Here is a 17,131-nt window from a genome sequence, read left to right on the forward strand (position 1 = left end):
CGTGCACACATCGTTGCACGCTGAAAGGCAAGGAAACGACATGACCCATACGCCTCCCCCTCCCGGCCAGACGCCCCCTCCGCCGCCCCCGCCGCGTGATGTGCCGCCTCGTGAAGGAAGCGGTCCGAGCGCGATCTGGTTCATCCTCGGCGCGCTCGTCGTCGCGATCGTGCTCTATTTCCTGTTCTTCACGGGTACGCCCGATCCCGCCACGACCACAGGCGCTGGCGCGCCGGCCGTAGAGGATTCGGCTCCGGTAGCCCCGCCGGCCACCACGACCACGCCGCCGCCGGCCACGCCCGAGGCGCCCGCCCCGGCAGAGCCCGCGCCGACCCCCGGCGCCGAACCGGCTCCTGCTCCGGCCAACTAAGACCGGCTCATACAGGAAAAGGCCCCGCTTCGGCGGGGTCTTTTCTCATGCGACTGCCGCCTGCTTCTCGATCTGCTCGCGGAGCGTCTCCCCCTCCGGCCTGATATCGATGCGCAGCATCTGGTGGTCGGAGAAGGGCTGGTTGACGATTTCCAGCTCACAACGCCCCGCGATGTCGTTCGAGACGAGGCAGGTGTCGAGGCTGGCGCGGTAGGGGCCGAGCCTGAAGGTCGGCCCGAGGGCGCCGTTCAGATGCACGAAGCGCCGGTCGTGCAGCAGCGGCTCCAGCTCGCGGCAGCCGCGAAAGATATTGAAATCCCCCATCACCACGGTCGGCGCGTCCTTCTCGCGCGTCCACGCCGCGATCTGCTCGAACTGCCGCTCCCGCACACGCCGGAGCAGGGAGCAGTGGGCGATGAGGACGCGGATGCCCTCGATGTCGATGTCGTAGACGAGCCTCTTCTTGCCGAAATCCAGATAGCGCGCCTCGAACTGAAGGGGCTGCGAGGCCAGGAAGGCGTTGGACTTGCCCTTGGAGATGGAGAAGCGGCGGAACTTGCGTTCGAGCGCATATTTCGAATCGATCTGCACCGTCGCGTGGTGGTCCTCGCGCAGGATGGGGAGCTGATCGAAGAAGCCGTTGGTCAGCGATCCCCTGTCGATCTCCACGAAGCACGACAAATCGGGCTTCATCTCGCGCAGCATCTCCTTCACGAAGGTCAGGCTTCGAACCTGCACATCGCGCGGCGTGTAGATATGGTGGTGGACGCGCCGGACGTGATGGCCGAGCGAGCCGTCTATATCTCGCGAATACCCCAGATTGGCATAGACGATACGCGGCATGGACAACGGGCCTTTCGAGGGTCGGCTTGGCGGCTATGAATATGGTTATGCCGGGCGCGGCCGCCAGCCTCGCCCGATCTTCTCATGGCCGCGACCCGAGGCGAAAGAAAGTCGAACGGCGCGGGGCTTCGCTCGTCCCATGGCGCGCCTGCGCCCTAAGTGAGCGGCAGTGAGCAGTGGTGCCCGGCGTAAGGGAATGTGAGGCATGACGGATTTCGACGGTTCGATCTGGCGAATCGCTGTCAGCCTGATCAACTGGATCATCATCTTCGGCGCGCTGATCTACATCCCGTTCCGCCGCTCTCCCGCCGCGGCGCAGGGCTGGATGATCCTCTTCTTCTTCCTGCCCTGGGCCGCGCTGCTCATCTATCTGGCGCTGGGCCACGCGGAGCATCCGCGCTGGCGCAAGAGGCGCATCCGCCAACTGCCCGGCGTCCTCGGGCGCGCGCTCGGCGACCTGTCGCTGGACCAGCGCGGCGGCTGCGAGAACCTGGCGCCGAGGCATAGGATGGCCTCGAACCTCATTCGTAATATCGGCCGCCTGCCATGCCTGGCCGGCAATTCGATCGAGCTGGACGCGGACTACAACCGCGTCGTAGACCGGATCGCGGCCGATATCGACCGCGCCACGCACCATGCCCATGTCATGTTCTACATTCTCCAGAACGATGAGGCGGGCAACAAGGTGCTGAGCGCGCTGGAGCGCGCGGCACGGCGCGGCGTGAAATGCCGCCTCCTCATCGACGCGATGGGCTCGCGCGGGCACCGTTCCGCCATCGCCCGCCGCCTTCAGGGCACGGGGGTGGAGATGAACATCATCCTGCCCCTCTCCTTCTGGAACCGCGCCACCCGCGCGGACCTGCGCAACCATCGCAAGATCGTCGTGGTCGATGGCCTGATCGGCTGGGTAGGCTCGCAGAACATGCACCGCATCGAGTACGAGCCGAAGAGCTTCTATCGCGAGGTCATGGCCCGCGTCACCGGCCCGGTGGTTCTGGAGCTTCAGGCCGTCTTCATCGGCGACTGGTATCTGGAGAGCGAGGAGGACATCGGTTCGCCGGAGCTGATGCCCCATGGCGACGGAGCGCCGGCGGGAACGGCCATGGCGCAGGTTCTGCCCACCGGGCCGGACTACCCGGAGGGCGGCGTCGACGTCCTGTTCACCGACCTCATCCACACGGCGCGAGAGAAGGTGGTGCTGGCCACACCCTACTTCATCCCCAACGAGCCGCTGCTCCAGGCCATGCGGACGGCCGTGTCGAAGGGCGTGAGCGTGACGCTCTTCGTCACCTCAACCACGAACAGCTTCCTCATCGACCACGCCCAGCAGTCCTATTACGACGAGCTGATGTCGTCCGGCGTGGAGGTCATGCTGTATCGCGAGCGGTTCCTGCACGCCAAGCATCTCTCGATCGACGACGACATCGCCATCGTGGGCTCGGCGAACATGGACCGGCGCTCCTTCGAGCTGAATTCGGAGGTGACGCTCGTGGTCTACGACAAGGCGCTGGTGGAGCAGCTCCGGCGCATCGAGCGAGACTATTGCGGCAAGAGCCATCGCCTGGACCCGGAGCGGTGGGAGCAGCGCGGCTTTTTCGTCAAGCTCAGCGAAAACGTCATGAGGCTGATCAGCCCGCTTCTCTGAGGCGAGCGGGAGGGGCTGTTCTTGACTCGGCGCGCTGCGGCCCTCACATGCGCGCCCATGCGAGTTTCAGACGCCGACATCCTTTTCGTGCCCGGTTACACGGGCGCTTCCGAGCAGCATTGGCAAAGCCGCTGGGCGCGCAAGCTTTCCACCGCGCGCCGCGTGGAGCAGGAAGAGTGGAGCAAGCCCGAGCGCGAGACATGGACCCGCGCGGTGGCCGACGCCGTCAACGCATCGGAGCGCCCCGTGGTGCTCGTGGCGCACTCGCTGGGCGTGCCCACGGCGATCCATGCCGTTCCGCAGTTTCGCAAGCATGTGGCGGGCGCGTTCCTGGTGGCCCCGCCGGATGTGGCGAGCGACACGCTGCGCCCGAAGCACTTTCTGACCTTCGGGCCCTATCCGCGCGCGCCGCTGCCTTTCCCCTCCGTCGTCGTGGCCAGCCGCGCCGACGAGTTCTCCTCCTTCGAGGCGGCCGAGGAGACGGCGGCCGCCTGGGGCTCTCTGTTCATCGACGCGGGCACTTCGGGGCACCTGAACAGCGCCAGCGGCCACGGCCCCTGGCCGGAAGGGCTCCTGACCTTCGGGAAATTTCTCTCCCGCCTGCCCCTTCCGGCCTGAACGGCCGGAATCAGCCGGCCGTGATCTGGCGTTCGGCTTCGGAGAAGGATTCGGCAAGCTGTCGGCGAATCTGGTGGTCGGACTGGTCGACATTCGCCGCGTCGAAGTCGGCGCGTACCTTGTCGAACACGCCTTCCTCGCCCGGGCGCGCGAAGCTGGCCTTCAGCACCTCCTGCGCATAGGCTTCCGCCTCGGCACCCTCCTTGCCGAGCTTGCCGGCCGCCCACAGACCCACCAGCTTGTTGCGCCGGGCCTCGATGCGGAACAGAAGCTCCTGGTCGCGCGCGTAGCGGGATTCGAACTCGTTGCGGCGGTCGTCCATCGACATGGCATTCTCCTGAGCGGATCGGGTTATGGTCCGCAGCGATCTAAACCCGCGCCCCGCTTTTTTGAAGGGGCGCGGCCAAATGAGGGAAGGTGCGCCCCTTGCGGTCCGCCTCCCCGAATCCGATTTTAAGAGCGGCGATTGTTAAGGGCGCGTCTTTGGGCTATTCACGCGCTGACGGCTTTTTCGCGCGCGCCAGCGAGTTTCGCGCCTTTCCTCCACTTATGATCGAGCACCATTCATGACACGTCGCCGCCGTATCTACGAAGGCAAGGGCAAAATCCTCTATGAGGGTCCCGAGCCCGGCACGCTGGTCCAGTTCTTCAAGGACGACGCGACCGCCTTCAACAAGAAGAAGCACGAGATCGTCGATGGCAAGGGCGTCCTCAACAACCGCATCTCCGAATACATCTTCACGCATCTGAACCGCATCGGCATCCCGACGCACTTCATCAAGCGGCTCAACATGCGCGAGCAGCTGATCAAGGAAGTCGAGATCATCCCGCTGGAGGTGGTCGTCCGCAACGTGGCTGCCGGTTCGCTGGCCAAGCGACTGGGCATCGAGGAAGGCACGGTCCTGCCGCGCTCGATCATCGAGTTCTACTACAAGGCCGACCAGCTCGACGACCCGATGGTGTCCGAGGAGCACATCACGGCCTTCGGCTGGGCGAGCCCGCAGGAAATCGACGACATCATGGCGCTCGCCATCCGGGTCAACGATTTCCTCTCAGGCCTCTTCCTCGGCGTCGGCATCCAGCTCGTGGACTTCAAGATCGAGACGGGGCGCCTGTTCGAGGGCGACATGATGCGCATCATCGTGGCCGACGAGATCTCGCCCGATAGCTGCCGCCTCTGGGACGTGACCACCAACGACAAGCTGGACAAGGACCGGTTCCGCCGTGACATGGGCGGGCTGGTGGAAGCCTACCAGGAGGTCGCCCGCCGGCTCGGCATCATGAACGAGAACGAGCCGCCCCGCCCTTCCGGGCCGGTGCTGGTCAAGTAAGGCGGCGGCGAGGCAAGCCGCTTCCGGCACCGGCGCTCAAGCTGGTCTATTCAAGAGACAGACGGATCATCCCATGAAGGCGCGCATCCTCGTCACGCTGAAGAACGGCGTCCTCGACCCTCAGGGCAAGGCCATCGAGGGGGCGCTCGGCACCCTCGGCTTCGCCGGGGTGGCGGGCGTTCGGCAAGGCAAGGTCTTCGACCTGGAGCTGGAAGGCGAGGATCGCGCCCGTGCCGAGGCCGACCTCAAGGCGATGTGCGAGAAGCTTCTCGCCAACACGGTGATCGAGAACTACGCCGTCGAAATCGACTGAACGGATCGCGACATGAAAGCTGCCGTCGTCCTCCTGCCCGGGCTCAACCGCGACCGCGACATGATCGCGGCGCTCACCACCATCGCGGGCAAGCCCCCCATCACCGTCTGGCAGAGCGAAACCGAAATCCCGGATGTCGACCTCATCGTCGTGCCCGGCGGCTTCTCCTACGGCGATTATCTTCGCTGCGGCGCCATTGCCGCGCGCTCCCCCGTCATGCGCGCCGTGGCGGGCAAGGCCGCGCGGGGCGTGCCGGTTCTGGGCGTTTGCAACGGCTTCCAGATCCTGTGCGAGGCCGGTCTCCTGCCCGGCGCTTTGATGCGCAACACCAGCCTCAACTTCGTCTGTCGCGAGGTGAAGCTGGAGGTCGTCAACGCCTCGACCCGGTTCACGACCGCCTATGATGCGGGCCAGATCATCCGTTGCCCGGTCGCCCATCACGACGGCAACTATTTCGCCGACGAGGAGACGTTGGCACGGCTGGAGGGCGAGGACCGGGTGGTCTTCCGCTATGCCGAAGGCACCAACCCCAACGGCGCCGTTCGCGACATCGCGGGCATCGTGAACGCGGCGGGCAACGTGCTGGGCATGATGCCGCACCCGGAGAACCTGATCGAGCCGGAACATGGCGGAACGGATGGGCGCGGCCTCTTCGAGAGCGCCCTCGGCATGACGTCGCGGGGCGTGGCGGCGTGAGCCTGCGCGCCATCGCCTCGATGGTGCTGCTCGTCTTTCTTGCCGGCTGCGCCGGCCGCGCGCCCGAACCGGTGGCAACACAGGCCGGCGACACGGGCCTGGACCGCATGGAGCGGCTGACGCTGGCGGCCAATCGCTGCTGGTTCCGCTCGGGCGATCCGGCCTTTGCCCGCTACAGCCTGGCGCCCGAGCTGTCCTCCTTCTCCGGGCGCCCGCGCTTCCTGGTCGTCCCGAAGAACCGCCCCGAGGAGCGCCCGCTTCTGGTGGTCGAGGGCCGCACCGGCACGCCGGACGTTTCCACCTATGGACCGTTGCTACAAGGCGAGACGGCGGCCCGTATTCGCCGCGATATCGACCGATGGTCGGCGGGCGGCGAAACCTGCGCCTGAACCCGATGGAATGAGCGATGCAGCGTCTTGAACCTCCGCGGCCTCTCGACTGGGCCCTGCTCGGCGTTGCCGCTGCCGTCGGAACCTGCGTGCTCCTGCTCTCGCGATGGGATGGCGGGATGCTGGGCGAAAACGGCCCGGTGGAGATCGCCCAGCTCGCCTTCCTGGCCCTTGCGTCCGTCTTCTTCCTGCGCGGCGGCCTGCGCTTGCCGGAATGGGGCGGCTTGTCCGCTCTCAGCCTTGCCGCTCTCAGCATGTTGTTCTTCGTCCGCGAGGTTCCTCGCTGCACCAGCCCGTACTACGAGTTCGGACCGTGCATCGATAACGGCTACAAGGACACGATCTATCTGCTGGTGGTGGTGGCCGTCATCGGCTGGTCCCTGCTCAATCGCGGCGTGCGGCCCGCCCGCTTCGGCCGGGCGCAGTTCGGCCAGCTTCCCGCCTTCATCGTCAAGCTCGCCCCCCTTCTCATCCTCGTGCCGCTGATCGGGATTTCCCAGCTTGGCGATAAGTGGAATCTGCCCGGCCTGGAAGAGGCCCTTGAACTCGTCGGCTATATGGTCGTGACCTTTTTCGGGCTACTCGCGGCGCAGGCCGGAGACCGGCAGGCGGCCTGGTCGAGCCGGCACATGCGGCTCGGCAGGGCGCCGTCATGAGGTGCGGGGGCTGGCGCGGGGTCCTGGCCATAGGGGCCGCATCCGTCCTCTCCGCCTGCGCTGGCGCGGGCGCGCAGGTCTCGCCTGTTCCCTCACTCGCTCCGCTCACGCCGGCCGAGACGGCCTATGTCGAGCAGACGGCTGCCGTCGTCTATCGCCGCGCGGCTGTGGAGCGCCTGTCCGGCCTTCTCTTCTCCGATGCGCGAGGCCATGGAACCTGCGTGCGCTCGCCTGCCCGCCAGCCGGGCAGCGCCGACTATACGCTCCTCATCCTCCAGCGCCGCATCACCGAGGATTTCATCCCGCAGGCGGCCGACGATGTCCTTATCCTGCGTTCACGCGAGGACGCCGCGCCCTGCCGTCGCCTCGGCGTGGACCCGCGACTTTGGGTTCGCGCATCCTGACCCCCTTCTATCGCCGCCTCCGGCGCGGTAGAGCCTGACGAGCCGCCCACCCCTTGCGACCATCGAAGCCGAGCCCATGACCGACATCGCCATCACGCCGGATCTCGTTGCCTCCCATGGCCTGAAGCCAGACGAATACCAGCGCATTCTCGACCTGATCGGGCGGGAGCCCACGGTCACCGAGCTGGGCATTTTCTCGGCCATGTGGAACGAGCATTGCTCCTACAAATCCTCCAAGCGCTGGCTGCGCACGCTGCCCACCAAGGGCCCACGCGTCATCCAGGGCCCCGGCGAGAATGCAGGCGTGGTCGATATCGGCGATGGGCTGTGCGTGGTCTTCAAGATGGAGAGCCACAACCACCCCTCCTATATCGAGCCCTACCAGGGCGCGGCGACCGGTGTGGGTGGCATCCTGCGCGACGTGTTCACCATGGGTGCGCGCCCCATCGCGGCAATGAACGCGCTGCGCTTCGGTGCGCCGGACCATCCCAAGACGCGCCATCTGGTGGCCGGCGTCGTGGCGGGCGTCGGCGGCTACGGCAATGCCTTCGGCGTGCCGACGGTGGGCGGCGAGGTGAACTTCCATCCGCGCTACAACGGCAACTGCCTGGTGAACGCCTTCGCGGCGGGCCTGGCGAAGACCGATGCGATCTTCTACTCGAAGGCCGAGGGCGTCGGCCTGCCCGTCGTCTATCTCGGCGCCAAGACGGGGCGCGACGGCGTGGGCGGGGCCACCATGGCCTCGGCCGAGTTCGACGAGACCATCGAGGAGAAGCGCCCCACCGTGCAGGTGGGCGACCCCTTCACCGAAAAGTGCCTTCTGGAAGCCTGCCTGGAGCTGATGGAGACCGGGGCGGTCATCGCCATCCAGGACATGGGGGCGGCGGGCCTCACCTGCTCGGCCGTGGAGATGGGCGCCAAGGGCGACCTCGGCATCGAGCTGGAACTGGACAGGGTGCCGGTGCGCGAGGCGCATATGAGCCCTTACGAGATGATGCTGTCGGAGAGCCAGGAGCGGATGCTCATGGTCCTGCGCCCCGACAAGCGCGAGGAGGCCGAGGCCATCTTCGTCAAATGGGGGCTCGACTTCGCCCTCGTCGGCAAGACGACGGACGATCTGCGCTTCCGCGTGCTCTTCGAAGGCAGGGAGGTCGCCAATCTGCCGATCAAGGAACTGGGCGACGAAGCGCCCGAATATGACCGCCCCTGGGTGGAGCCGGCGCCGCAACGCGCGATCCCCGCAGCCGAGATCGCGGAGCCGGCCGATTACGGGAAGGCGCTTATCAAGATCATGGGCTCACCCGACATCGCCTCGCGCCGCTGGGTGTTCGAGCAGTACGACACCTTGATCCAGGGCAATTCGCTGCAGCGGCCCGGAGGGGATTCGGGTGTGGTCCGCGTCGACGGCCATCCCACCAAGGCCCTCGCCTTCTCGTCCGACGTAACGCCGCGCTACTGCGAGGCGGACCCCTGGCAGGGCGGCGCGCAGGCCGTCGCCGAATGCTGGCGCAATCTCACGGCCGTGGGCGCCGAGCCGCTGGCAGCCACCGACAATCTGAACTTCGGCAATCCCGAGAAGCCGGAGATCATGGGCCAGTTCGTCAAGGCGGTGCAAGGCATCGGCGCGGCCTGCGAGGCGCTCGCCTTCCCTATCGTCTCGGGCAATGTGTCGCTCTACAACGAGACCTTCGGAGAGGGCATCCTGCCGACCCCGACCATCGGCGGCGTCGGACTCATCGAGGACCGTTCGCGAACCGCGCGGACGGACAATCTGGCGCAAGGCGATGTCCTGTTCCTCATCGGGGCGGATGGAACGCATCTGGGCGCGTCGATCTATCTGCGCGAGATCGAGGGCCGGGAGGACGGCGCCCCGCCCGTGGTGGACCTTGCCCGCGAAAAGCGCGTCGGAGACCTGGTGCGCGGGCTGATCCGGGCGGGCACCGTGCGCACCTGCCACGACCTGTCCGATGGCGGGCTGGCGGTCGCGCTGGCCGAACTCGCCATCGCATCGAATCTCGGCCTGCGGGCCGATGCCGGCGAAGGCGCGCGCCACGCCGCCCTCTTCGGCGAGGATCAGGCTCGCTATGTCGTGGCCGTGCGGCCGGAAGCGGCAGAGGGCGTTCTCGCCGAGGTGCGAGCCGCCGGCGTGGAAGCGCGCCGGCTGGGCGTGGCGGGTGGAGACAGGTTCGTCATGGACGGAACGCTCGATCTGGCGGTCGCCGATCTGGTCGTCGCCCACGAGAGCTGGTTCCCAGCTTATATGAGCGGCGCGCACGCCGAGGAGGGGCTGCCGGCCTGACGGCCTGCGCCCTCATTGCGGGCGCGCGGCAAAGTTCCTATCCTGTGGGTTCACACTCAAAGCAGACGCCCCGGAGATTCGCCGATGCCCATGAATGCCCACGAGATCGAGCAAATGATCAAGAGCGGCATTCCCGACGCGCAGGTCACGATCCGCGACCTGGCGGGCGACGGCGACCATTTCGCGGCCGAAGTGGTGGCGGAGAGCTTTCGCGGCAAGAGCCGCGTGCAGCAGCACCAGATGGTCTACCAGGCCCTTCAGGGAAACATGGGCGGGGTGCTCCACGCCTTGGCGCTCCAGACCAGCGCCCCCAAATAGCAACAGGATGAGACGCCGCGCGACCCGCCGGCGATGACAAGGACGAGCGCGATGAGCGGCATCAACGAATGGATCGACAATGAGGTGAAGACGAACGACGTGATCGTCTTCATGAAGGGCACCCCCGCCTTCCCGCAATGCGGATTCTCCGGCCAGGTGGTGCAGATTCTCGATTACCTCGGCATCGAGTACAAGGGCGTCAACGTCCTCTCCTCCGACGAGCTTCGCAACGGCATCAAGGAATACGGTTCCTGGCCCACCATTCCGCAGGTCTATGTGAAGGGCGAGTTCGTGGGCGGCTGCGACATCGTGCGCGAGATGTTCCAGGCCGGCGAGCTTCAGGACTTCCTGACCGGCAAGGGTATCGCGGTGCGGGCCGCCGAGTCTGCCAGCGGCTGACGGCGCGGCAAGCGCTTCGTCCCGAAGGGCTCGTTCGGCGACGAACGGGCCCTTTGGCTTTTGCGGCCGGCTGGAGCCGCGAGATTGTCAGGCACGCTTGCTAATAGGCCTCGCGCGGCCTATCGAAGCCTGCATTCAAGAAAGACTAAGATCGATGAAGCTCGCGCCCTTCCCGCCGCGCCGCCTGCCCCATTGGGAGCTCGTGACTCTTGTCGCGAGCCTGATGGCGCTGAACGCCGCCGCTATCGACATCCTGATCCCCGCGCTCTCCAGCATCGGCGTTTCGCTTGCGGTTGCGGACGAGAACAGCCGCCAGTTCGTCATCACCGCCTATATCATCGGCTTCGGTGCGGCGCAGATCTTCTATGGCACGCTGGCGGACCGGTTCGGTCGCAGGCCCGTTCTTCTGGCGGGGCTTGCCATCTACACGCTCGCCTCCGTCGCGGCCATCTTCTCTCCGACCTTCGGCGTGCTTCTCGCCTTCCGGGCCATTCAGGGCATCGGCGCTGCGGCCACGCGCGTGGTGGCCGTCTCCATCGTCCGCGACCTGTTCGATGGACGGCGCATGGCCAGTGTGATGTCCATCGTCATGATGATCTTCATGGTCATCCCCGTCCTGGTGCCCAATGTCGGCCAGCTCGTCATGCTGTTCGGCAACTGGCGCGAGATTTTCATCCTGGTCGCCGCCTTCGGCTTTCTCGTTTCGCTCTGGGCGCTGTTCCGCCTGCCCGAAACGCTCGATCCAGCCGACCGAATCCCGCTGACGGCCGAGCGCATCGCCCTGGCCTTCCGCACCGTCGTCACCAACCGTCTCGCATTCGGCTACACCATGGCGACGGCGCTGATCTTCGGCGTCCTCTTTTCCTTCATCAACCAGGCCGAGCAGATCTACACCGTGGTCTACGGCATCGGCCCGGAGTTCACGCTCTACTTCTCGGCAGTCGCCATCCTCATGGCCGCCGTTTCCTTCGTGAATTCCCGGCTGGTGGAGACTTACGGCACGCGCAGGCTTTCGCACGGAGCCCTGGTGATGTTCCTGCTGCTGTCGATAATCCAGCTCGCCATCGCCCTCACGCTCGGCGGCGCGACCCCGTTCTGGCTGTTCCTGCCGCTGACGGCCGTGACCTTCTGCATGTTCGGCTTGATCGGCACGAACTTCAACGCGCTGGCCATGGACCCGCTCGGCCACGTCGCCGGCACGGCCTCCGCCGTCCTGGGCTTTGCCCAGACGCTCGGTGGCGGGCTGATCGGGGCGTTGATCGGCTATCTTTTCAACGGCACCATCGTTCCGATGCTGACCGGCTTCGTGGTCCTCTCGCTGGCCTCGCTCGGATGCGTGCTGGCGGCGGAGGGCGGCAGGCTCTTCCAGCCGCGCCACGCGGACCCCGTGAAGCCGACGGCAGCGGAATAGGCCCTCAGCGGCGCTGCGGAGACAGTCCGGCGAAGTCGAACAGCGCCGGGTCCAGAAGATGGCTCGGCTTCACGTTCGCCAGCCCCTTGGCAATGGTTTCCTTGCGGCCCGGAAAGCGCTTTTCCATGTCGGCGAGGAAGGCTTTCATCGCGTTCCGCTGGAGGCCGTCCTGGCTGCCGCACAGGTCGCACGGAATGATCGGGAACCGCATTGCGGCCGAGAAGCGCGCGATGTCTTCCTCGCCGGAATTCATCAACGGCCGCAGCACCAGGAGGTCGCCCTCGTCGTTCAGGAGCTTGGCCGGCATGGCCGAAAGCCTTGCGCCGTGGAAAAGGTTGAGGAAGAAGGTTTCCAGCCCGTCGTCGCGGTGATGGCCGAGAACCAGCGCCTCGCAGCCTTCCTCGCGCGCGATGCGGTAGAGATTGCCGCGCCGCAGGCGCGAGCAGAGCGAACAGTAGGTCGCGCCCGCCGGCACCTTCTCCTTCACCACCGAATAGGTGTCCCGATACTCGATGCGGTGGGCGACGCCGTGCCGCGCAAGGAACTCCGGCAGAACGTGCTTGGGAAAGTTCGGCTGGCCCTGATCGAGATTGCAGGCGAGAAGATCGACCGGCAGCACACCCCGCCATTGCAGGTCGATGAGGAGCGCGAGCAGGGCGTAGGAATCCTTGCCGCCGGAAATGCCCACGAGCCAGCGCGCGCCCGGCCGCGCCATGGCGTGGCTCTCGATGGTCTGGCGCGCCTCGCGAAGCAGCCGCTTGCGCAGCTTCCTGAAGGAGACCGAGGACGGCGCGTTTCTGAACAGCGAATGGCCGCCGCCCTCCTCCACCGCGTCCTCGTCCGCTTCCATCGGCACATCCGGCATGGCACACCCTCAAACGCAAAAGGCCGCGACGAGCGCGGCCTTTCGATACTGGGATTGAAACCCGCTCAGCGCGAGTAGAACTCGACGACGAGGTTCGGCTCCATCACGACCGGATACGGCACGTCGTGGAGGCCGGGGACGCGCGTGAAGGTCGCGACCATCTTGGAGTGGTCGGCCTCGATGTAGTCCGGCACGTCGCGCTCGGCGAGCTGCGTCGCCTCGATCAGCGCCGTGAGCTGCTTGGACTTCTGGCGAACCTCGATCACGTCGCCGGCCTTGCAGCGATACGAGCCGATATTCGTGCGAACGCCGTTGACGCTGACATGGCCGTGGTTGACGAACTGGCGGGCCGCGAAGATCGTGGGCACGAACTTGGCGCGATACACGATCGCGTCCAGGCGCGACTCCAGCAGGCCGATCAGGTTCTCGGAGGTATCACCGCGGCGACGGGCGGCCTCCTCGTAGATCTTGCGGAACTGCTTCTCGGACACGTCGCCGTAATAGCCCTTGAGCTTCTGCTTGGCACGAAGCTGCGTGCCGAAGTCGGACATCTTGGACTTGCGGCGCTGGCCGTGCTGGCCGGGGCCGTACTGGCGGCGGTTCACCGGGGACTTGGGACGGCCCCAGATGTTTTCGCCCATGCGGCGATCGATCTTGTACTTGGACGCTTCGCGCTTGCTCATCGCATTTCCTTCAAACACATTCGTGCCCGAACGGCGCTGGCCGCCGGGCGAGGAAACGCGCCCTCCTCTGCCCGCCGGCGGCGAACTGACAGGGATATCCGAAAACGGACCTCCCACGGGACACGTAAAAACGGCGGAGCCTTTTCAAGCTCCACCGATGGGCTTTCTCTAGGCGCGGGGGCCCACGCTGTCAAGCGTGCGCGGTACGCTCACTTGCGCGCGATCACCCATACGGCGTGGACGATGCCGGGAATGTAGCCGAGCAGCGTGAGGAGGATATTGATCCAGAAATGCTTGCCCAGCCCGACCTGCAGGAACACGCCGAGCGGCGGCAGGAGGATGGCGAAGATGATGCGGATGAGATCCATGAATCCAGCCTTCTTGTTGGTTTTCAGCCCAACGCGCGCCAGGCGCTGGCCGTTCCCTCCCCAGGGCCGAGCGAAAGGCCGAAGCCGTGCATCAGCCGGCGCGTGGGATAGTCGGGCGCCCCGCCCGTGAACACCGCGCGGTCGAACCCTTCCGGCAACCCGGGCGCGATGTCGGGAAGCACCTTGGCGGCATGGCGGGCGATGGCCTCCGCCGGGTCCAGCCAGTCCACCGGCCAGGGCGCGATCTTGCGAAATGTGTTGGCGAGGAACGGATAGTGCGTGCAGGCCAGCACCACAATGTCGGTTCGCCGCCCCTCCTTCTGCACGAAGCAGGCGGAAATCTCGGTCTCCAGCTCGTCGAAACCGACGCGCTCTCCCCGGATATGCGCTTCGGCCAGCCCGGCTAGGCGCCTGGACCCGACGAGGTTGACCTCGCAATCGCGCGCGAAATCCGTGATGAGCCCGCGCGTATAGTCCCGTTTTACCGTGCCGGGCGTTGCCAGCACGCTGACGAGGCCAGAACGGGAGCGCTCCGCCGCCGGCTTGATGGCCGGCACCGTGCCAACGAAGGGAATGTCGAAGGCGGCGCGCAGATGCGCCAGCACCAGCGTCGAGGCGGTGTTGCAGGCGATCACAGCAAGCTGCGGACGGTGCTCGGCGATCAGCCCGTCGAACAGGGCGACGATCCGCTCGATCAGCGCCGACTCCTCCCAGTCGCCGTAGGGAAAGCCCGCATCGTCGGCAATGTAGATAAAGCGCCGGTCCGGAATGGCGACGCGCAGCTCGCGCAGGACCGTGAGCCCCCCGATGCCGGAATCAAAGACCAGGATCGGCCGCTGGCTCATGACGCGTCCCTCGGCGCCTTTCGCAAGGCGCGCAGCACGCCGTGCAGGGCGGAGATTTCCTGCGCGCTGAAGCCCGGGCGGGTGAGCATGTTGCGCAGATTATGCGTCAGCGGCGCGCGCCGCTCGGCCGGGAAGAAATAGCCCCTCTCCTCCAGCGCGCTCTCCAGATGGTCGAACAGGCGGTAGAGGTCCGCCTTGTCCGCCGGCGGCGCAGCGGGGGCGTCGAAGCGCGGGCGGCCCGCCAGCTCCTCGCCCGAGCGCATCCACTCGTAGCTCATCAGAAGAACCGCCTGGGCGATGTTCAGCGAGGCGAAGGCCGGGTTCACGGGGAAGGTGACGATCTCATCCGCGAGATCGACCTCCTCGTTGGACAGGCCGAAGCGCTCGCGCCCGAACAGGATGCCCGCCGCCTGGCCCGCCTCCATGCGCGCGCGCAGCCTGGCGCCCGCCTCCGCCGGGCCGATGACGATCTTGTGCGAGTCGCGCGGGCGCGCCGTCGTCGCCGTGACATAGGAGAGATCGGCGACCGCATCCTCCACACGGGCGAAGACACGCGCCCCGTCGATCACCGGATCGGCCTTGGAGGCGGCGGCGCGCGCCTTCTCGTTCGGCCATCCGTCGCGCGGATTGACGATGCGCAGGTCCGACAGGCCGAAATTGGCCATCGCGCGCGCCACCATGCCGATATTCTCGCCGAGCTGCGGCTCCACGAGGACGATTGCCGGCCCGCCACTGATCCATTCGCCCGTTCGGTCGGTCCCGGCCACGCGCCTTGCTCCTTCTCGCGCCCCACCAGAGCGTGTCACGCTCGCTTTGCAGGCGACGGAGCGGGTGTTATACGCGCCCCTATAATTTTCAAGGGAAACCGTCCGGCGACCCTTGCGGCGCGCGGCCATCCGGCGGCGTTCAATTCAGGGGAAGGAAAAGCATGGCGAAGATCAAGGTCGCAAACCCCGTCGTCGAGCTCGACGGCGACGAGATGACCCGGATCATCTGGCAGTTCATCAAGGACAAGCTGATCCACCCCTATCTCGATATCGATCTGGAATATTACGATCTCTCCGTCGAGAAGCGCGACGAGACGAACGACCAGATCACGATCGACGCCGCCAACGCCATCAAGAAGCACGGCGTGGGCGTGAAATGCGCCACCATCACGCCCGACAAGGGCCGCGTGGAGGAGTTCGGCCTCAAGGAGATGTGGCGCTCGCCCAACGGCACGATCCGCAACATCCTCGGCGGCGTGATCTTCCGCGAACCCATCATCATGAAGAACGTGCCCCGCCTCGTGCCGGGCTGGACGCAGCCGATCATCGTGGGCCGCCACGCCTATGGCGATCAGTACCGCGCCACCGACTTCAAGTTCCCCGGCAAGGGCGAGCTGACGATCAAGTTCGTGGGCGAGGACGGGCAGGTCATCGAGCACAAGGTGTTCGACGCCCCGGCCGCCGGCGTCGCGCTGGCGATGTACAATCTCGACGAGTCGATCCGCGACTTCGCGCGCGCCTCGTTCAACTACGGCCTGACACGCAACTACCCGGTCTACCTCTCCACCAAGAACACCATCCTGAAGCAGTATGACGGGCGCTTCATGGACATCTTCCAGGAGGTGTTCGACGCCGAGTTCAAGGCCGAGTTCGACAAGCGCAAGCTGACCTACGAGCATCGCCTGATCGATGACATGGTGGCCGCTTCCCTGAAATGGTCCGGCGGCTATGTCTGGGCCTGCAAGAACTACGACGGCGACGTGCAGTCCGATATCGTGGCGCAGGGCTTCGGCTCTCTCGGCCTGATGACCTCGGTGCTGATGACGCCGGACGGCAAGACGGTGGAGGCGGAGGCTGCGCACGGCACAGTCACGCGACACTACCGCCAGCACCAGAAGGGGCAGGAGACCTCGACCAACTCCATCGCCTCGATCTTCGCCTGGACGCGGGGCCTGGCCCATCGCGCCAAGCTCGACGACAATGCCGATCTCGCGCGCTTCGCCTCCACGCTGGAGAAGGTGTGCATCGACACCGTCGAATCCGGCCACATGACCAAGGACCTCGCGCTCCTGATCGGCCCGGATCAGCCCTGGCTGTCCACGACCGGCTTCCTCGACAAGATCGACGAGAACCTGAAGAAGGCGATGGCCACCGCCTGAGGGGCCCTGACGAGACAACCATCGAGGCCCGGACGTTCGCCGTCCGGGCCTTTCTCATGCGCGACATGAGGCGGCACCCTGCCGGCGTGATGCAACGATCTCGCTCTCGCGACATTGCTCCCTTCGACATTCGAAAGGAGACCACCATGCCATTGAACGCCTTCCGCTCCACCGCCATCGCGCTCGCCGCAGGCGTGGGCGCCTTTGCCGCCACGCCGACGCTGGCCCAGCAGATGCTCGTCGAAGTCGACGATGCGACCATCGTCGCGCCGTTCGACATCGCGGCGGGCCTGCTGGACGATATCGACGTCTACACGGCGTCAGGCGTGGAAGTCGGCGATGTGGAAGAACTCGTCGGGCCCGACCGCACGACGGCGACCCACTTCGCAGTCGATTTCGATGGGGACGAGGGGTACGCCGACCGCGACGTTCTCATCCCCGTGGACGCGCTGACCCTCGAGGCCAACCGGCTCATCATCTCGCTGACCCCGGAAGAGGTCGCAGAGCTTCCCACCTGGGACGACTGACCGGA

Annotated in this window: 22 protein-coding genes; 15 read left to right on the top strand and 7 right to left on the bottom strand. The window is 66.2% G+C overall.

Annotation, left to right across the window (positions count from 1 at the left end; all coding sequences use genetic code 11):
• Positions 1-40: 40 nt before the first annotated feature.
• Positions 41-370 (top strand): hypothetical protein, encoded by a 330-nt coding sequence (locus J7654_RS14250; protein WP_209736538.1) that lies wholly within the window; start codon positions 41-43, stop codon positions 368-370.
• A 45-nt stretch (positions 371-415) separates the two neighbouring features.
• Here the strand turns inward: J7654_RS14250 and J7654_RS14255 are convergent, their stop codons facing one another.
• Positions 416-1,213: an endonuclease/exonuclease/phosphatase family protein gene (locus tag J7654_RS14255; RefSeq protein ID WP_209736539.1), complete on the bottom strand. Its 798-nt coding sequence runs from the start codon at positions 1,211-1,213 to the stop codon at positions 416-418.
• A gap of 205 nt (positions 1,214-1,418) precedes the next feature.
• Here J7654_RS14255 and cls point away from each other — a divergent pair, with 205 nt between their 5' ends.
• Positions 1,419-2,858 carry a cardiolipin synthase gene (gene cls, locus J7654_RS14260; protein ID WP_209736540.1) on the top strand — a complete coding sequence of 480 codons (1,440 nt, stop codon included), beginning with the start codon at positions 1,419-1,421 and terminating at the stop codon, positions 2,856-2,858.
• Positions 2,859-2,915: 57 nt separating this feature from the next.
• Positions 2,916-3,476, top strand: a complete 561-nt coding sequence (locus J7654_RS14265; RefSeq protein ID WP_209736541.1) for an RBBP9/YdeN family alpha/beta hydrolase — start codon at positions 2,916-2,918, stop codon at positions 3,474-3,476.
• 10 nt (positions 3,477-3,486) lie between these two features.
• Here J7654_RS14265 and J7654_RS14270 read toward each other — a convergent pair whose 3' ends face one another.
• Positions 3,487-3,804 carry a DUF1476 domain-containing protein gene (locus J7654_RS14270; protein ID WP_209736542.1) on the bottom strand — a complete coding sequence of 106 codons (318 nt, stop codon included), beginning with the start codon at positions 3,802-3,804 and terminating at the stop codon, positions 3,487-3,489.
• A 238-nt stretch (positions 3,805-4,042) separates the two neighbouring features.
• Here J7654_RS14270 and purC point away from each other — a divergent pair, with 238 nt between their 5' ends.
• From purC to J7654_RS14320, 10 genes are all read left to right on the top strand, one after another.
• Positions 4,043-4,807, top strand: coding sequence for a phosphoribosylaminoimidazolesuccinocarboxamide synthase (purC, locus tag J7654_RS14275; protein WP_209736543.1), 765 nt, complete (start codon positions 4,043-4,045; stop codon positions 4,805-4,807).
• Between the two features lie 73 nt (positions 4,808-4,880).
• Positions 4,881-5,120, top strand: a complete 240-nt coding sequence (purS, locus tag J7654_RS14280) for a phosphoribosylformylglycinamidine synthase subunit PurS (RefSeq protein WP_209736544.1) — start codon at positions 4,881-4,883, stop codon at positions 5,118-5,120.
• 12 nt (positions 5,121-5,132) lie between these two features.
• On the top strand, positions 5,133-5,816 hold the full coding sequence (purQ, locus tag J7654_RS14285) for a phosphoribosylformylglycinamidine synthase subunit PurQ (RefSeq protein ID WP_209736545.1): 684 nt from the start codon (positions 5,133-5,135) through the stop codon (positions 5,814-5,816).
• Positions 5,813-6,205 (top strand): hypothetical protein, encoded by a 393-nt coding sequence (locus J7654_RS14290; RefSeq protein WP_245195510.1) that lies wholly within the window; start codon positions 5,813-5,815, stop codon positions 6,203-6,205. The genes purQ and J7654_RS14290 overlap by 4 nt, the downstream gene beginning before the upstream one ends.
• Before the next feature lie 17 nt (positions 6,206-6,222).
• Positions 6,223-6,861: a hypothetical protein gene (locus J7654_RS14295; protein ID WP_209736546.1), complete on the top strand. Its 639-nt coding sequence runs from the start codon at positions 6,223-6,225 to the stop codon at positions 6,859-6,861.
• Positions 6,858-7,265 carry a hypothetical protein gene (locus J7654_RS14300; protein ID WP_209736547.1) on the top strand — a complete coding sequence of 136 codons (408 nt, stop codon included), beginning with the start codon at positions 6,858-6,860 and terminating at the stop codon, positions 7,263-7,265. The genes J7654_RS14295 and J7654_RS14300 overlap by 4 nt, the downstream gene beginning before the upstream one ends.
• Positions 7,266-7,341: 76 nt before the next feature.
• Positions 7,342-9,564 carry a phosphoribosylformylglycinamidine synthase subunit PurL gene (gene purL, locus J7654_RS14305; protein ID WP_209736548.1) on the top strand — a complete coding sequence of 741 codons (2,223 nt, stop codon included), beginning with the start codon at positions 7,342-7,344 and terminating at the stop codon, positions 9,562-9,564.
• 84 nt (positions 9,565-9,648) lie between these two features.
• On the top strand, positions 9,649-9,882 hold the full coding sequence (locus tag J7654_RS14310; protein WP_209736549.1) for a BolA/IbaG family iron-sulfur metabolism protein: 234 nt from the start codon (positions 9,649-9,651) through the stop codon (positions 9,880-9,882).
• A gap of 51 nt (positions 9,883-9,933) precedes the next feature.
• Positions 9,934-10,281, top strand: a complete 348-nt coding sequence (grxD, locus tag J7654_RS14315; protein WP_209736550.1) for a Grx4 family monothiol glutaredoxin — start codon at positions 9,934-9,936, stop codon at positions 10,279-10,281.
• A gap of 154 nt (positions 10,282-10,435) precedes the next feature.
• Entirely contained in the window at positions 10,436-11,692 is a 1,257-nt protein-coding gene (locus tag J7654_RS14320; RefSeq protein ID WP_209736551.1) for a multidrug effflux MFS transporter, read from the top strand.
• A gap of 4 nt (positions 11,693-11,696) precedes the next feature.
• Here the strand turns inward: J7654_RS14320 and ttcA are convergent, their stop codons facing one another.
• From ttcA to J7654_RS14345, 5 genes are all read right to left on the bottom strand, one after another.
• Positions 11,697-12,542, bottom strand: coding sequence for a tRNA 2-thiocytidine(32) synthetase TtcA (gene ttcA, locus J7654_RS14325; protein ID WP_245195511.1), 846 nt, complete (start codon positions 12,540-12,542; stop codon positions 11,697-11,699).
• Positions 12,543-12,622: 80 nt separating this feature from the next.
• Complete coding sequence (gene rpsD / locus J7654_RS14330) at positions 12,623-13,240, bottom strand: 30S ribosomal protein S4 (RefSeq protein ID WP_209736553.1); 618 nt, start codon at positions 13,238-13,240, stop codon at positions 12,623-12,625.
• Positions 13,241-13,449: 209 nt separating this feature from the next.
• Positions 13,450-13,608, bottom strand: a complete 159-nt coding sequence (locus tag J7654_RS14335) for a YqaE/Pmp3 family membrane protein (RefSeq protein ID WP_209736554.1) — start codon at positions 13,606-13,608, stop codon at positions 13,450-13,452.
• 23 nt (positions 13,609-13,631) lie between these two features.
• Complete coding sequence (murI, locus tag J7654_RS14340; RefSeq protein ID WP_209736555.1) at positions 13,632-14,453, bottom strand: glutamate racemase; 822 nt, start codon at positions 14,451-14,453, stop codon at positions 13,632-13,634.
• Complete coding sequence (locus J7654_RS14345; protein WP_209736556.1) at positions 14,450-15,220, bottom strand: RNA methyltransferase; 771 nt, start codon at positions 15,218-15,220, stop codon at positions 14,450-14,452. Before J7654_RS14345 ends, murI begins: the two co-directional genes overlap by 4 nt.
• 161 nt (positions 15,221-15,381) lie before the next feature.
• Between J7654_RS14345 and J7654_RS14350 the strand changes: the two genes are divergently transcribed.
• Together J7654_RS14350 and J7654_RS14355 are read left to right on the top strand one after the other, a co-directional pair.
• Entirely contained in the window at positions 15,382-16,599 is a 1,218-nt protein-coding gene (locus tag J7654_RS14350; RefSeq protein WP_209736557.1) for an NADP-dependent isocitrate dehydrogenase, read from the top strand.
• A 146-nt stretch (positions 16,600-16,745) separates the two neighbouring features.
• Positions 16,746-17,126 (top strand): PRC-barrel domain-containing protein, encoded by a 381-nt coding sequence (locus J7654_RS14355; RefSeq protein WP_209736558.1) that lies wholly within the window; start codon positions 16,746-16,748, stop codon positions 17,124-17,126.
• Positions 17,127-17,131 lie beyond the last annotated feature (5 nt).

This window comes from Aureimonas populi, from assembly GCF_017815515.1.
GTDB classification, from domain to species: domain Bacteria; phylum Pseudomonadota; class Alphaproteobacteria; order Rhizobiales; family Rhizobiaceae; genus Aureimonas; species Aureimonas populi.

What these genes read in the sequence shown, in the direction of transcription:
- cls (WP_209736540.1), top strand. Translation starts at nt 1,419, where the DNA reads ATGACGGATTTCGACGGTTCGATCTGGCGAATCGCTGTCAGCCTGATC.
- J7654_RS14255 (WP_209736539.1), bottom strand. Translation starts at nt 1,213, where the DNA reads ATGCCGCGTATCGTCTATGCCAATCTGGGGTATTCGCGAGATATAGAC.
- rpsD (WP_209736553.1), bottom strand. Translation starts at nt 13,240, where the DNA reads ATGAGCAAGCGCGAAGCGTCCAAGTACAAGATCGATCGCCGCATGGGC.
- purQ (WP_209736545.1), top strand. Translation starts at nt 5,133, where the DNA reads ATGAAAGCTGCCGTCGTCCTCCTGCCCGGGCTCAACCGCGACCGCGAC.
- J7654_RS14250 (WP_209736538.1), top strand. Translation starts at nt 41, where the DNA reads ATGACCCATACGCCTCCCCCTCCCGGCCAGACGCCCCCTCCGCCGCCC.
- J7654_RS14265 (WP_209736541.1), top strand. Translation starts at nt 2,916, where the DNA reads ATGCGAGTTTCAGACGCCGACATCCTTTTCGTGCCCGGTTACACGGGC.
- J7654_RS14270 (WP_209736542.1), bottom strand. Translation starts at nt 3,804, where the DNA reads ATGTCGATGGACGACCGCCGCAACGAGTTCGAATCCCGCTACGCGCGC.
- purS (WP_209736544.1), top strand. Translation starts at nt 4,881, where the DNA reads ATGAAGGCGCGCATCCTCGTCACGCTGAAGAACGGCGTCCTCGACCCT.
- purL (WP_209736548.1), top strand. Translation starts at nt 7,342, where the DNA reads ATGACCGACATCGCCATCACGCCGGATCTCGTTGCCTCCCATGGCCTG.
- J7654_RS14350 (WP_209736557.1), top strand. Translation starts at nt 15,382, where the DNA reads ATGGCGAAGATCAAGGTCGCAAACCCCGTCGTCGAGCTCGACGGCGAC.
- grxD (WP_209736550.1), top strand. Translation starts at nt 9,934, where the DNA reads ATGAGCGGCATCAACGAATGGATCGACAATGAGGTGAAGACGAACGAC.
- J7654_RS14300 (WP_209736547.1), top strand. Translation starts at nt 6,858, where the DNA reads ATGAGGTGCGGGGGCTGGCGCGGGGTCCTGGCCATAGGGGCCGCATCC.
- J7654_RS14335 (WP_209736554.1), bottom strand. Translation starts at nt 13,608, where the DNA reads ATGGATCTCATCCGCATCATCTTCGCCATCCTCCTGCCGCCGCTCGGC.
- J7654_RS14295 (WP_209736546.1), top strand. Translation starts at nt 6,223, where the DNA reads ATGCAGCGTCTTGAACCTCCGCGGCCTCTCGACTGGGCCCTGCTCGGC.
- J7654_RS14355 (WP_209736558.1), top strand. Translation starts at nt 16,746, where the DNA reads ATGCCATTGAACGCCTTCCGCTCCACCGCCATCGCGCTCGCCGCAGGC.
- J7654_RS14310 (WP_209736549.1), top strand. Translation starts at nt 9,649, where the DNA reads ATGCCCATGAATGCCCACGAGATCGAGCAAATGATCAAGAGCGGCATT.
- ttcA (WP_245195511.1), bottom strand. Translation starts at nt 12,542, where the DNA reads ATGGAAGCGGACGAGGACGCGGTGGAGGAGGGCGGCGGCCATTCGCTG.
- murI (WP_209736555.1), bottom strand. Translation starts at nt 14,453, where the DNA reads ATGAGCCAGCGGCCGATCCTGGTCTTTGATTCCGGCATCGGGGGGCTC.
- J7654_RS14320 (WP_209736551.1), top strand. Translation starts at nt 10,436, where the DNA reads ATGAAGCTCGCGCCCTTCCCGCCGCGCCGCCTGCCCCATTGGGAGCTC.
- purC (WP_209736543.1), top strand. Translation starts at nt 4,043, where the DNA reads ATGACACGTCGCCGCCGTATCTACGAAGGCAAGGGCAAAATCCTCTAT.